The following is a 14,638-nucleotide window of genomic DNA, read 5'->3' on the forward strand; positions in this document are numbered from 1 at the left end:
TAGCGTCCGCGGCCACCCCGACCGCCGAAGCCGCCGCGGGGGCCCCCACCGTTGGAGCCGCCGCGTTGGCCACCGCCGTAGCCGGCGCGGGGGGTGCCGTTGCCGCGGCCGTCGCTGTAGTGGCCGTGGCCGCCGCGGTAGGCCCCGCCGCGGTTGGGCACCACGATGACGTTGGGGCGGGGGCGGTAGTAGGGGCGCGCGTAGTAGCCGGGGGCCCCGTAGCCGTAGCCGGGCCGGCTGTAGCCACCGTAGCCGTAGCCACCATCGCCGTAGTAGCCGCCGGCCCCGAGGGAGGCGGTGCAGCCGCTGAGCAACACCACAAATAGCCCCAAAACGAATAACATGGATTTAGCTTTCATATCGGTAAACGCCGAAGCGCGTCAGTTAAAAGTGAAAGGATAACCTTGAAATACTATAACAAAATACAGGCCAGAATAATTACCTGATTCCGGGAACCCCGCGCCGCCGGGACCGGCCCGGGGCCCCGTAGCTACGCCACGCAGGGCCTGGTTTGGGCAGTTTTGAGGCCCGCTGTTTTGCTACGGGCCCCGCCCCCGGCGCGGTGCGGGCGGGGCCCCGGGGGCGGGGGGATGAGAGATGAGGAAAAAATGAGCACAATGCCTCGTCTCCGGTGTTGTATCCGTATACTATCGGATTCTACCGTCCGCACACCCTGCATGCCCAGAACAATTATTGTATCCAACCGCCTACCCACCAAAGTACAACGCACCCCCGACGGCCTCACTTTCCAGCCCAGCGAGGGCGGCCTGGCCACGGGCCTCGGCTCCATCTACCGCCAGGAAGGCAACGTGTGGGTGGGCTGGCCCGGCTTGTTTCTGGAAGACGTCACCGAAGAGCAGTACATCACCGAGGCCCTGCGGGGCGACAGCATGGCCCCGGTGTTCCTCACGGAGTCCGAAATCCTGGATTATTACGAGGGTTTCAGCAACTCCACGCTCTGGCCCACCTTCCACTACTTCCCGCAGTTTGCCACCTACGAGCCCGCCCACTGGGCCGCCTACGTGGCCGTGAACGAGAAATTCTGCCAGGCCGTGCTGGCCCAGGCGGGCCCCGAAGACACGATTTGGGTGCACGACTACCAGCTGATGCTGCTGCCGGCCCTGCTGCGCGCCGCCCGGCCCGAGGCCACCATCGGCTTCTTCCTGCACATCCCCTTCCCCTCCTACGAGCTGCTGCGGGTGCTGCCCTGGCGCACCGAGCTGCTGCTCGGCCTGCTCGGGGCTGACCTCGTGGGCTTCCACACGTTTGGCTACATGCGGCACTTCCTCAGCGCCGTGACGCACCTGCTAGGCCACTCCACTACCAACGGCATGATTGAGACGCCCACCCGCACGGTGCTCGTCGATGCCTTCCCGATGGGCATCGACTACGACCGGTTTGTGGAGGCCGCCGCCTCCGACGAGGCCATCCGGCACGAGGCCATCTACCGCCAGGCCCTGAGCACGAGCCGCATCGTGCTCTCCATCGACCGGCTCGACTACACTAAGGGCATTGCCCAGCGCCTGCTGGCGTTTGAGCTGCTGCTGCTGCGCTACCCCGAGTGGGTGGGCCAGGTGAGCCTGATTATGGTGGTGGTGCCCTCGCGCGACCAGGTGCCGCAGTATGCATCGCTGAAGCAGGAAATTGACGAGCTCGTGGGCCGCATCAACGCCCAGTTCCGCACCATTGGCTGGAACCCGATTCACTACTTCTACCGCTCGTTTCCGCTCGAGGAGCTGGCCTCCCTCTACCGCCTGGCCGAGGTGGCGCTGGTGACGCCCATGCGCGACGGCATGAACCTGGTGGCCAAGGAGTTTATTGCCAGCAAGGCCGACGGCCGCGGCGTGCTCATCCTCAGCGAGCGGGCCGGCGCGGCGCGCGAGCTTTCCGATGCCCTGCTCATCAACCCCACTGACCTGGTGGGCCACGCCGAGGCCCTGCACCAGGCCCTGGTGATGCCGGAGGACGAGCAGGCCCAGCGCCTCGACGCCATGCGGGCCCTGGTGAAGCGCTACAACGTGTTTTCGTGGACGCGCCTGTTCATGAACCAACTCACCTACAGCAAGATGAAGCAGCATACTTTGGCCACCGATTTTCTTAGCCCCGCCGCCATCGACCGGCTGGTGGCCGACTACCGCGCCGCGCCCCGGCGCCTGTTGCTGCTCGACTACGACGGCACGCTGACCGGCTTCCACCCCGACCCCCAGCGCGCCGAGCCCGACTTCGAGCTGCGCCTGCTGCTGCGGGCCCTCGCCGACAACCCCCAGAACCGGGTGGTCGTCATCAGCGGGCGCGACCGGACCACGCTACAAAAGTGGCTCGGCGACCTGCCCATCGACTTCATTGCCGAGCACGGCGTGTGGCTGCGGCCGCCGGCCAGGAGTGGGAGCTGTTCCAGGCCCTGAACAACGACTGGATGCGCGAAATGCGCCCGGTGCTCGACCTGTACGTGGCCCGCACCGCTGGCTCGTTTGTGGAGGTGAAGGACTATTCGCTCGTCTGGCACTACCGCCGCGCCGACGCCGACCTGGGGGCCGTGCGCGCCCGCGAGTTGCTCACCCACCTCACCTTCATGACCTCGAACACCGATTTGCAGGTGATGGAGGGCAATAAGGTCATTGAAATTAAGAACGCCGGCATCCACAAGGGCGCTGCCGCCAGCCGCTGGCTGGCCCAGTACCCGGCCGATTTTGTGGTGGCCCTCGGCGACGACCGCACCGACGAGGACACCTTCCGGGCCCTGCCCGACGCGGCTTACACCATCCGGGTGGGCACCGGGGCTCGGTCGCGGGCGCGCTTCCACCTGCCGGGCGTGCCGGCGGTGCGCGACTTGCTCCGCAAGCTGCTATAGGTTAGCTAATAAGAAAGAGAAAGGGGCCCACCGCAATTGCAGTGGGGCCCCTTTCTCGTTTTGCTGCGCCGCCGGGCTGGTTTAGGAAGCCGGGGCCCCACGCGCAGTAGGGGCCCTATTGGCGGTGGGCCGACTGTAGCTTTTGCTCTTGGCTCCTTCGTAAAATATAGGTTTATAGAACTTCCGCACCAGGATGTCTAATAGCCCCAGCGGGGCGACCCATCGGTAGTAAGGAAGTGATTAGCAGAACCAAAGCCCCAGCGGGCGACTGATCAGGGTCGCCCCGCTGGGGCTTTATCTTTCACTCACAGCTATTTACTGCCGACGGGCCGCCCCACTGGGGCTATTGAATGCCCTGGTGCGGAAGCTCTAAATTTAGTTAAGGATTAAATGAATTTTATATATCAGTTAAGCCGGTAGCGGCGTTTACCTTTGAATGCGAATAATATCATTCGGGTTGCAACCAATTGGATACGAATCGTTTCCTAAAGTCGTCTCTGTAAACTTTCCATGAAACACCTTTTCGCTGTGGGTTGCCGGCTGTTGCCGTTGCTATTTTTGGTAATGCTCGGCCAGCGGGCGGCGGCGCAGGCCCCCGCCCCGGGCAGCGGCTCGATTACCGGCACGGTGCTCGACTCGCTCACGCGGCAGCCGGTGCCGTTTGCCACGGTGGTGCTCCTGCCGCCGGCTCCGTCCGAGAAAACTGTGGCGGGGCAATCGGCCGACGAGCAGGGCCACTTTGCGCTGACCAAGGTGAAGGCGGGCAGCTACCGATTGCGCGTCAGCTTCGTGGGCTACGGCGTGCGCACCCAGGCCGTGACGGTGGCCGACGGGGCCCTGGCGCTGGGCCCCATCCGGCTCCCGGCCACGGCCCAGCGGCTGGGCGAAGCGGTGGTGGTGGCCCAGCGGCCGCTTATGGAAGTAAAGCCCGACCGCCTCGTGTACAACGCCGAGCAGGACGTGACCAACGCCGGCGGCACCGCTCAGGACGTGCTGCGCAAGGCCCCGCTGCTGGCCATCGACGGCGACGACAACGTGACGATGCGCGGCAACAGCAACTTTAAGGTGCTGATTAACAACAAGCCCTCGCCCACGCTGGCCGCCAATCTCAAGGAAGCCCTCAAGAGCATTCCGGCCGACCAGATCAAATCGGTGGAAATTATTACCACGCCGCCGGCCAAGTACGACGGCGAAGGCACGGCCGGCATCATCAACATTATTCTAAAAAAAGGGGCCAAGCAGGGCCTCAACGGCACCGTGGCGGCCAACGGGGGCACCCGGGGCAGCAACGGCAACGGCTCGCTCAACTTCCGCCAGGGCAAGTTCAACTTTACCTCCTCGGTGAACGGCGGGGTGAACTACAACAACCACAGCTCGTCGAGCAGCGAGCAGGTAACCTACCGGACCACCCGCAACGACACGTTGCGCCAGAACGGGTCGGGCAGCAACTCGGGCTACTACGGCTCGGGCTCGCTGGGCCTCGACTACGACCCGGCCGAGCACCACAGCTTGTCGCTCAACGGCTCGTTTTTCAGCTACGGCGGCACCAACCAGTCGGGCAACCTGAACCGCTACACCACGCCGCTGCCGGGCTTCGGGGCCCTGTTCCTGCGCGACACCCGCTCGACCTACAACGGCGGCAACGCGGAGGTGACCGGCACCTACACCCGCACCTACAAGCAGGAGCGGCGCGAGTGGAGCAATATCTTGCAGTACGCCTACAACGGTAACCGCAACGGCTACGAGTTCAACCAGTTCAACAACTCCGAACAGCCGCTCGACGTGGGCCAGGCCAGCTACCGCGAACGCAGCGACACCCGCCTGCCGGGCCACGAGTACACGCTGCAAAGCGACTACACGCTACCCCTGGGCGAGAAGAAAACCCTGGAATTCGGCATTAAAGCCATCGCGCGCCTCACCGGCTCACAGGCCCAGGTCGATACGCTGTTTCCGGCGCTGGCCCCCGATTTTGCCACCTCCCGGTTCCGCGGCACCTCGTTTGATTACCGGCAGGACGTGGAGGGCGCGTACGCCAGCTACAGCTTCGATGCCACCGAGAAGGTGCACCTCACCCTGGGCGGGCGCGTGGAGCGCACCGGCCTCTGGGCCGAGTTTGCCAACACCAACACCGGCATCCCCTACCGCAGCTACGTCACGCCGCTGCCCAACGCCAACCTGAGCTACGCGCTGAGCAAAACCAGCAGCCTGCGCCTGGCCTACAGCCGCCGCATCAGCCGCCCCTACATCTACTACCTGAACCCCTACGTCAACCGCAGCAACCCCATCAGCTACTCCTACGGCAACCCCAACCTCGACCCCGAGCTGACGCACTCGGTGGAGCTGAGCTACAATAACTTCATCAAAACGACGTCCTTCAACGTGGCGCTGTCGGTGCTGCGCACGGGCAATTCCATCGAGCAAGTGAGCTTCGCCAGCACCCAGCCGCTGCTGCCCGTGCCCGACGAGATTATCCCCGCCCCCAACCTAGTGCTGTCCACCAGCGCCAACGTGGCCAGCAACACCGCCTTCCAACTCAACGGCTACGTCTCGGCCAAGCCCACCGAAAAGTGGACCCTCAGCCTGGGCGGCAACGTGAACTACCTAATCCTGCGCAGCACGGCGCTGAATTTATCGCGGAGCGGCTTCGCCGGCAACTACAACGTCAACACCTCCTACAAGGCCACCAAGACGCTGACGCTGCAAGGCAACCTGTACCACAGCCTGTCGCGGCCGACGCTGCAAGGGCGCAATAGCGGCTTTGTCTACTACGGCCTGGGCCTGCGCCAAACGCTGCTCAAGGGGCGGGCCGATCTGTCGTTCAACGCCCAGTATCCCTTCTCGGCGCAGCGCACGTTCGAGTACGCAACTACCACGCCCGCCTTCTCGCAAAACAGCCGCTCCACTTACCAGCAGCGGCAATTTCGGGTGGGTTTCACCTACCGCTTCGGCCAGCAGCAGCAGTCCTCGCGCCAGCGCAAAAGCATCCGCAACGACGACATCAAAGGCGGCGGCGGCGGCCAGGGCAGCGGCAGCTAAGGGGCTGAGCAGTTTTGGGGCCCCAGTGTGCAGGAATCTCACCCCCGGCCCCATTTCTTCGAAACCCTGGTTGCTTCCGCAGCCAGGGTTTCATTCTTTTGGTGCCCTATTCCTGGATGGTAGTATTTAGACATAATTCGTCTTGCACTGTGTTGAATAATTTGATTTGCCTCTATTGGTGGCCTGCCTCCAGCAGGAGTTGGGGCTATTTCATACCTTAACTTTCCTATGTTTTCACTACCTACCGTCACCTGGCAGAGCTACGATAGCACTGCAGACCTCCTAGGCTTCAACTTGCACAACCTGGGTGGCGGTAATAAAACCGCTCCTTATTGGCCCGCCTACGTAGCCGATTATACCTCCGAGTGGCACTCGCACCTTGAAGCTATTCGGCAAGCTATCATTACAAATAAGGTCTGGGCGGGTGGCGACTGGCACCAGTACAATGCCCACGGCGTACCCGTATTGAGCGACGGACACTTTATGGTCTGCTCTTGGCGCGATTGGGGCAGCCTGCTGGCGGCCGTCTGGAATAGCGAATTGGGTGAGCACTTCACATACATGGACTTCTACATGGACGGACGCTTACCTGAGCGGCCCGCCGCCTGGGCATAGAATAGCCCCCGCGTAATGCGATGAAAGCGCCCGGCGGCGCTGCCTAGGGGCCCCCGGGCAGCAAGCGTAGCGCACGGGCGAAGAAAAGCAAGCGCAGATAACTGAGGAAAGACATTCCAGAAAACAACCTTTTGCCGCGGGCGGCGACTTTCGGGAGCTACTGAATTCCTATGCCCCCACGCATCACCCCCACCCGCTGGCTGCTGGCCGCGGCTTTGGCCGGCCCCATTTCCATCGGCTACGGCCAGCAGGGTCCCGCGCGGGGCCCCGGTACGCTCCGCCCGGCCGCGCTGCCGGGGCCCTAACCGGCACCGTGACCGATGCCGCTACGGGGCAACCCATCGGCTACGCCTCGGTGGCGGTGCTGGACGCGGCCGGCGCACCGGTGAGCGGCGGCGTGGGCGGGCGCGACGGGCAGTTTGCGTTGCCGGGCGTGCCGCCGGGCACCTATACTGTTCGCGTCAGCTTTTTGGGCTACCAGGATTTGGTGCGGCCGGGCGTGGTGGTGCCGGCCGGCGGGGGCCCCGTGGCCCTGGGGGCCCTGCCGCTGGTGGCCGCGGCCCAAAAGCTGGGCGAGGTGACCGTGACGGCCCGGCAGGTGCTGGTGGAAGAACGGGTGGACCGCACGGTGTACCACGCCGAAAACGACCCGACCACCCGCGGCGGCGACGCCACCGACGTGCTCCGGCGCGTGCCCCTGCTGAGCGTGGACCTCGACGGCAACGTGAGCCTACGCGGCAGTCAAAACATTAAGGTTCTGATCAATAATAAGCCTTCGACCATCATGGCCAACAGCGTGGCCGATGGGCTGCGGCAGCTACCGGCCGACCAGATCAAGGCGGTGGAGGTCATCACCTCGCCCTCGGCCAAATACGACGCCGAGGGCACGGGCGGCATCATCAACATCGTCACCAAAACCAACACCCTGCGCGGCGGCCAGCTGGCCCTGGACGGCAGCGGCGGCACCCGCTCGGGTACCCTGAACCTGAACGGCGGCTACCGCACCGGCCGCATGGGCTTCGCCCTGGGCGGCTTCGGGCGCGCGGGCTACAACACGCCCGGCAGCTTCACCAACGACCAGCTGACCACCAACCCCGCCACGGGCCAGCAAACCCGCACCACCCAGGCCGCCGCCACGCGCCAGAACCAGCTGTTTGGCCGCTACACGCTGGGGTGGGACTACGACCTCGACGCGCGCAACTCGCTGGCCGCCAGCGTCACCTACGGCACCCGCAACGCCACCAGCTACCAGGATGCGCTGGCCACGACCGCTGCCGCCGTGGCCGCACCGGGGGCCCCAGCTACCTCCGTGCGCAACGTGCAAACCACCGACGACTCGGGCACCGTGGACGCCAGCCTGAGCTACACCCACGCCTACGCCACGCCGCAGCGCGAGCTGAGCGCGCTGGCCCTGCTGAGCCGCAACAACCGCACCTACGCCTTCAACAACGACACGTTTGCGGCCAGCGACGCCACCCAGACCGGCACTGCGGGCAACGACAACCGCAGCTCGAACCAGGAGCTGACGGCCCAGGTGGATTACCAAACCCCGACCGGCACGAACCAGCTGCTGGAAGTGGGCGCGAAGGAAATCCGGCGCACCGTGCGCAGCGACTACCGCTACTACGGACAATTGACTAATTCCCAGGCCGACAATTCCTTTCAGTACGACCAGAACGTGGCCGCCGGCTACGTGGCCTACACCGTGGGCCTGCCCCAGGGCTTCACCCTGAAGCCAGGCTTGCGCTACGAATACACCGCCATTGCGGCCGACTACGGCCAGGGCCCCGGGGGCGAAATCTCGGACTACGGCGTGCTGGTACCCAGCGTGAACGTGCTGCGCAAACTCGGCAACGGCAACGTGCTGAAGCTGGCCTACAACCGCCGCCTCCAGCGCCCCTCGTTGCAGTTCCTGAACCCAAACGTGCAGGCCGCCAACCCGCTGGTGCAAACCCAGGGCAACCCCTTGCTGGGCCCCGAACGCACCAACAACTATGAGCTGGGCTATAGCACATTGCTTAAGGAAACCAACCTGAGTTTCACCACCTTTGCGCGCAACACCACCGGCTCCATACAGTCGGTGCGCACGCCGCTCGGCGACGCCAGCTACCCCGGGGCCGTGCGCGTCACTTACGCTAATGTGGGCTGGGAAGACGCCTACGGCGGCAGCGCCTTTGCCAACCTCGACGTGGGCACCAAACTTAGCCTCAACGGCGGCGTGGACGCCTATTACGCCGTGCTGCGCAACAACGTGCCCGACCCCCGCTACGCAGCCCGCAACGCCGGCCTCGTGGTGAGCGGCCGCCTCTACGGCAGCTACGCGCTGCCCCGGCACTGGGGCTTGCAGGTTTTTGGCTTTTACCGGGGCCAGCAGGTGCAGCTGCAAGGCTACCAAAGCAACTTTGCCGTGTACAGCATGAGCGTGAAGCACGACTTCGCGGCCAAGAAAGGCAGCTTGGGCTTCGGGGCCGAAAACTTCTTCTCGCCCCGCAACACCGTCCGCACCGAAATCAGCGGCCCGCTGCTCACTCAGAGCAGCCGCAACGTGCAGCACCTCACCAGCTTCAAGGTTTACTTTAGCTACCGCATCGGCCAGCTCACGGCCGAGCCCCGCGCCCACAAAAGCGTGCAGAACAACGATTTGAAGCTGGACGAAAACGGCGGCGGCAGCCAGGGCAGCGGCGCCGCACCGGCCGCCACCCGGCCCCGCGCCCGGGGCCCGGTACCGGCTGCACCCGCCGCTCCAGGGGCCCCGGGTAAGCGGCCGTAGAGTGGTTTTTGGGGCCCTGGGGGAACCTCACCCCCGGCCCCTCTCCTACGGAGAGGGGTGCCAGTACCTGAACGTTGTGAAGTCATTGAACGCACCCCTCTCCGCAGGAGAGGGGCCAGGGGTGAGGTTCCCCCAAGGCCCATATTCTAAACGCAAAAAGGCCGCTTGGAGCGCACTCCAAACGGCCTTTTGCCTCAATGAATCTTGGCCTTACGAAACGGCTTGGTACCCGGGGCCCGTGGGCTCCACGAAGTTGGGCAAATCGAGCTTTTTGGCAATGCGGTAGGCGGCGTTTACCAGGCCCACGTGGCTGTAGGCCTGGGGGAAGTTGCCCCACTGCGAGCCGGTTTTGGCGTCCACGTCCTCGCTGAGCAGGCCCAGGTGGTTGGTGTATCCCGCTAGCTTATCAAACTCCACAATGGCCTCGTCCACGCGGCCCACGCAGGCCAGCGCGTCCACGTACCAGAACGAGCAGATTAGGAACGTCGTTTCGGGCGTGCCGAAATCGTCCTCGTGGCGGTAGCGGTAAAACAGGCCCTCGGGCGTTTTCAGCTCCCGTTCCAGGGCCTCCAGGTGGCGGTGGGCCCGGTCGGAAGCGGGGTCGAGGTAGCCCATCATGATGAGCTGGATGGTGCTGGCGTCGAGGTGGTTGGAGCCGATGGCGTTGGTGTAGGCCCCCTGCTCGGGGCTGAAGCACTGCTCGATGTGGGCGGCGGCCACGTCGCGCAGCTGGTTGGCCTGCGCCTCCAGGTCGGGGCGGCCGAGGCGGCGGGCCACCCGGGCGGCGGCGTGGCTGCCGGCCCAGTGGAAGAGGTAGGTATAGCAGTGCTTCTGGGCAATGTGGCGGAACTCCCAGAGGCCGGCGTCGGGCTCGTCCATCGTCTTGGCAATCATCTCTAAAGCGTCCGTCACCAGCTGCTCGGCGTCGCGGCGCGTGGGGTCCTGGAAGCGGGCATCGACGTAGAGCGGCAGCAAAGCCACCAACACCTGGCCGTACACATCGTTCTGGATGTGGGTGTAGGCGTCGTTGCCGATGCGCACCGGCTTGTTGCCCATATAACCGGCCAAATCCAGCTCCTGCTCCACCAATTTGGCCTCGCCGCTGATGCCGTACAGCGGTTGGTAGCGGGCCTGCTTGGGGCGCGGCAGGTTGGCAATGTACTGGAAGTAGCGGTCCAGCTCCTCAAAGTGGCCGATGTTGTTGAAGGCCGTGAGGATGTAGTACGTATCGCGCATCCAGCAGTAGCGGTAGTCCCAGTTACGGGTGCTACCGGGGGCCTCGGGCAGGCTGGTGGTAGTGGCCGCGATGATGGCTCCCGTGTCTTCGTACTGGTGCAGCTTGAGGGCCAGCGCCGAGCGCAGCACCTGCTCCTGGCGGAAGCTGCCGATGCTGGTGCTCTTCGCCCAGCCGCGCCAGTAGGCCAGCGTGCTGCGCAAAAACTGCTCGGCCGTACGCTCCAGCGGCGCCTCCAGGGGGGCCCCGTAGGTGAGCACCAAGTACTTGGGCTCGTTCAGCAGGAAGCCCTGCTCATCGAGCACGTAAGTAAGCGGGATGTTGGTGGTGAGGCGAATTTCCTCGTCCAGGCCCAGGTAGGCCACGTGGTTGGAGCTGCGGCGGCGCGTAAGGGGCAGGCGGCCGTAGTCGCCCACGGGGCGGCAGGCCACGCGCACGCGGGGCGTACCGCCGAGCGGTTCCACCTTGCGCACAAACATCAGCGGCTTGTAGTAGCGCTCGTACTGGGCAAAGCGGGGCGCAAAGTCCGTCACGCGGTAGCTGCCTTCCTCGGTGGTAATCTCGGTGCAGAGCACATTGGTGTTCTCCTCGTAGTACTGGTGCGAGGTGAAGGCCGCGCCGTCAGCGGGCCGGATGCTGTACTCGCCGCCCTTATCGTCGTCGAGCAGGCTGCCGAACACAAAGCTGCTGTCGAAGCGCGGCCAGCAGAGCCAGCGCACGGCCGTGTCGGTGCCAATCAGGCCCAGAAAGGCACAATTGCCGATCAAGCCCATGTCATAGGTGTGTTTGCTCATCAAAATCCGGTGCTTGGTGGGGCGGGCCGGGGCGGCCCTAAGCCCCTGTGTACCCCGTTCGGGGCCCCATAGTTGCCCCGGCCGCCGCGGGCGCCGGCAAAACTGCCGGCGCTACAACTTCATCACCAGCTAGTTACTAGCTACGCTAAAGTTTTCCAAAGCCCTTTGGGCCCCTACCGAAACCCCGGCGGCCGGGGCCCCGGGCAGCGGCGCAGCCGGCGCCAGCCGCGTGCCCAGGGCCAGCAGCGTGGCCAGCACCAAGGCCAAGTAGTAGCGGAAGTAGCGTTGAATATTGGTAAGCACGGCTCAACGGAGTTAAGTGCTTCAAATGTAAGCGAAAACCTCCATCTAAGGTTGACTTTTTGGGCCAATGGCGGGGGCTACCGAGACATTAGCTGCCCTGGTTAGGCAAAAGTTCGAGAAATTATATTCATTATTCACTACATTCCATATCTTGTCAGCAGTTTTGTATCCTGCTGAGGTACTGTGGGACTGGCCGCGCCGTGAGGCCCATTCTTTCCGTGTATGATGAAAATCCTGGTAGTTGACGACGAGCCCGACGTGCCGCTGCTGTTCGAGCAGCGCTTCCGCCACGAAATCCGCAGCGGGGCCCTGGCGTTTGCCTTCGCCCACTCGGGCGAGGAGGCGCTGGCATACCTGGAGCAGGCCCGCCACTACTCGGAGGTGGTGCTGATTCTTTCCGACATCAACATGCCCGGCATGAACGGGCTGGAACTGCTGCGGCGCATCAAGCTGGCCCACGCCGTGCCCCCGCCCACCGTGATGATGATTACGGCCTACGGCGACGCCGACAGCTACCGCCAGGCCATGCAGCTGGGGGCCCAGGATTTCCTCACCAAGCCGCTCAATTTCGCCGCCCTGCGGCAGAAACTCGCCCCGCTGCAAGCCGCATAACCCTATGACGACCAAGATTCTGGTGGTGGACGACGAGGCCGACCTCGAGCTGCTCATCAAGCAGCGGTTCCGGCGCAAAATCCGGGAAGGGGCCTACGAGTTCAAGTTTGCGCGCGACGGCGAGCAGGCCCTGGTGCGCGTGGGCGAGTGGCCCGAGCTCGACGTGGTGCTCACCGACATCAACATGCCGGGCCTGCTCGACGGGCTGGCGCTGCTGCCCCGCCTGGCCGCCGCCAACCCCGTGCCGCGGGCCGTGATGATGTCGGCCTACGGCGACATGGCCAACATCCGCACGGCCATGAACCGGGGCGCGTTCGACTTCGTGTGCAAGCCCATCGATTTTGCCGACCTGGAGCTGACCATCGACAAGGCGGCCCGGCAGGTGGCGCAGCTGCGCCAGACGCTGCGCGCCATCCAGGAAAACAACATTTTGCGGATGTACGTGGACGAAACCGTGCTGAACGTGATGACGCGGCCCGACTTCCAGACCACCTTCACGGCCAGCGAAACGGTGGCGGCCACGGTGGTGTTCATCGACATCTGCGGCTTCACGGCCCTGGCCGAGGTGCTGGCCCCCGCCGACGTGGTGACGCTGCTGAACACGTACTTCGACCAAGCGGTGCGCGAAATTATCGCCCAAGGCGGCTACGTCGACAAGTTCATCGGCGACGCCATCATGGCCGTGTTCCGGGGCGACTACCACCTCGACCGGGCCGTGGACGCGGCCCTGGCCGTGCGCGCCGCCGTGCAGGCCAACGCCACCACCCTGCCCGACGGCCGCACCTACCAGCCGCAGCTGTCCATCGGCCTCAACGCCGGCGAAATGGTGTCGGGCAACATCGGCTCGGCTTCCCTCAAACGCTTCGACTACACCGTCATCGGCGACGCCGTGAACCTGAGCCAGCGCCTGCAAGCCGCCGCCGCACCGGGCCAAATCATCATCACCACCGCCGTGTACGAGCAGGTAAAAGAGTCGTTCCAGTGCCTCCCATTGAAGGAAGTCAGCCTCAAGCACAAGGCCAAACCGGTGATGATTTACGAAGTAGTGGCGTGACGGCCTTGCGCACGGTGGCACGGCCGTCACGCCGCCACGGGCAGCATTTTGGGTGGCCCGGCGACTTTTTCAGTCGTCGGGCCACTCTTACCTGAGAACAGCGGCTCCGGGGCGTCGTAAGAGTGGCCCGACGACTGAAAAAGTCGCCGGACCACCCCCGTTTAGGCCAGCACCTACACTTTACGCCGCCACGGGCGGCATCTTCTCATTCTGGCGGCGCAGGCGCTGGCAGAGCACGCGCAGCACGTTGCGGCCCACTTCAGCGCACTCCTCCATCACGTCGTAGAAATCTTCCTGGTCGATGCGGAAGGCCGCCACGGGGCCCTGGGCCACGGCGGAGGCCGAGCGGGCCTCGGCGTCGAGCAGGGCCAGCTCGCCAAAAAAGTCGCCCTGATGGAAGGTGGCCAGCGGCCGGGGCCCGTCGAAAATGCCTACCTCGCCGGTGCACACAATGAAGAGCGAGGTGCCCAGGCTGCCCTTGGCGAAGATTTCCTGGCCCGGCGCGAAGGTCATTTCGCGCATAATGGGCTCGATGGTGGCCAAAATGTTTTCGGGCGTTTGGGCAAACAGGGCGGTGCCTTTGAGCAGGCGCACGCGGGCCAGCGCCGAGGCGCCGGGCGCCGGGGAGGCTTCGGGGGAAGGGGTCATGGGCAGGGCAGCTACGTCAGGAAATTCGGTGAGGAGGGCATCGTAGGCGGCGGGGCGCAGCACGGGCAGCTGGCGCAGCAGGGCCCGGGCGCTTTCCTGGATTAACAGACCCTCGGCCACCAGGTGCAGGTAGAGGTGGGCCACGGTGGCCGGCTGGGGGTGCCAGCGGCGCAGGGCCACGCCCACCGTCCAGGCCGAAAACGCGCCCAGGCCCCGATGCACCACTAGGGCCGGCAGGGTTTCGGTGGCCGCGGGGGGCCCCAGCAGGCCGTCGAACACCAGCACTTTGTCGCGCAGGCGGCCCGCGTCGAGCATGGCTTGCAGGCCCTGGTAGAGCGGCCGGGGCAGCAGGTTGTCCAGCATCTCGAGGGCGTTGGCCTGCCGCTCGCCGGCCGTGTGGGCCGCCCCGCGCTGCGCGTCGAGGATGGGTTGCCGCTCGTAGAGTTGCGCCAGGGCCCCAAACAAGCGCTGCTGGCCCTTGCGCAACTCGTAGCGCAGGGCCGCCCGCAGCTCGGCATCGGCCGCGGCCATGCCGTGCAGCAGGTGCTGGGCAAAGCGCAATTCTTCCTCCACCAGGTGCTGGAAAGCGGGCGCATCGGCCAGCTCGAGCATGGCTTGCAGGCCTGGTAGAGCGGCCGGGGCAGCAGGTTGTCCAGCATCTCGAGGGCGTTGGCCTGCCGCTCGCCGGCCGTGTGGGCCGCCCCGCGCTGCGCGTCGAGGA

General features: G+C 65.0%; 9 protein-coding genes and 2 pseudogenes. 7 read left to right on the plus strand and 4 right to left on the minus strand.

Translation table 11 applies throughout. The features are described 5' to 3' along the window. Positions 1–344, minus strand: a pseudogene (locus BEN49_RS02645) (hypothetical protein); the annotation flags it as partial. A 333-nt stretch (positions 345–677) separates the two neighbouring features. Here BEN49_RS02645 and BEN49_RS02650 point away from each other — a divergent pair. The 5 genes and pseudogenes from BEN49_RS02650 to BEN49_RS02665 all read left to right on the plus strand — a co-directional run. After that, positions 678–2,785 (plus strand): annotated as a pseudogene (locus BEN49_RS02650) (bifunctional alpha,alpha-trehalose-phosphate synthase (UDP-forming)/trehalose-phosphatase); the annotation flags it as partial. 576 nt (positions 2,786–3,361) lie between these two features. Continuing rightward, entirely contained in the window at positions 3,362–5,887 is a 2,526-nt protein-coding gene (locus BEN49_RS02655) for a TonB-dependent receptor (RefSeq protein WP_083325704.1), read from the plus strand. Positions 5,888–6,115: 228 nt separating this feature from the next. Then, complete coding sequence (locus BEN49_RS02660) at positions 6,116–6,502, plus strand: hypothetical protein (protein ID WP_070740376.1); 387 nt, start codon at positions 6,116–6,118, stop codon at positions 6,500–6,502. A 170-nt stretch (positions 6,503–6,672) separates the two neighbouring features. Beyond that, positions 6,673–6,807, plus strand: coding sequence for a hypothetical protein (locus tag BEN49_RS30015; protein ID WP_262490170.1), 135 nt, complete (start codon positions 6,673–6,675; stop codon positions 6,805–6,807). A gap of 8 nt (positions 6,808–6,815) precedes the next feature. Then, positions 6,816–9,272, plus strand: coding sequence for a TonB-dependent receptor domain-containing protein (locus tag BEN49_RS02665; protein ID WP_070740379.1), 2,457 nt, complete (start codon positions 6,816–6,818; stop codon positions 9,270–9,272). 210 nt (positions 9,273–9,482) lie between these two features. Here BEN49_RS02665 and BEN49_RS02670 read toward each other — a convergent pair whose 3' ends face one another. Further along, entirely contained in the window at positions 9,483–11,300 is a 1,818-nt protein-coding gene (locus BEN49_RS02670; protein WP_070740382.1) for a glycoside hydrolase family 15 protein, read from the minus strand. Positions 11,301–11,429: 129 nt separating this feature from the next. Further along, positions 11,430–11,603: a hypothetical protein gene (locus BEN49_RS27520; RefSeq protein ID WP_158022729.1), complete on the minus strand. Its 174-nt coding sequence runs from the start codon at positions 11,601–11,603 to the stop codon at positions 11,430–11,432. 225 nt (positions 11,604–11,828) lie between these two features. On the opposite strand from BEN49_RS27520, the gene BEN49_RS02675 reads away from it, so the two are divergent. Beyond that, complete coding sequence (locus tag BEN49_RS02675) at positions 11,829–12,215, plus strand: response regulator (RefSeq protein ID WP_193415751.1); 387 nt, start codon at positions 11,829–11,831, stop codon at positions 12,213–12,215. 4 nt (positions 12,216–12,219) lie between these two features. Beyond that, the gene (locus tag BEN49_RS02680) at positions 12,220–13,269 is read left to right on the plus strand and encodes an adenylate/guanylate cyclase domain-containing protein (protein ID WP_070740388.1); all 1,050 of its coding nucleotides are present in this window, start codon (positions 12,220–12,222) and stop codon (positions 13,267–13,269) included. Between the two features lie 180 nt (positions 13,270–13,449). On the opposite strand, the gene BEN49_RS02685 is transcribed toward BEN49_RS02680, so the two are convergent. Next, on the minus strand, positions 13,450–14,529 hold the full coding sequence (locus BEN49_RS02685) for a Crp/Fnr family transcriptional regulator (protein ID WP_070740392.1): 1,080 nt from the start codon (positions 14,527–14,529) through the stop codon (positions 13,450–13,452). Positions 14,530–14,638 lie beyond the last annotated feature (109 nt).

Origin of the sequence: Hymenobacter coccineus (assembly GCF_001816125.1) — a bacterium.
Lineage (GTDB): Bacteria > Bacteroidota > Bacteroidia > Cytophagales > Hymenobacteraceae > Hymenobacter > Hymenobacter coccineus.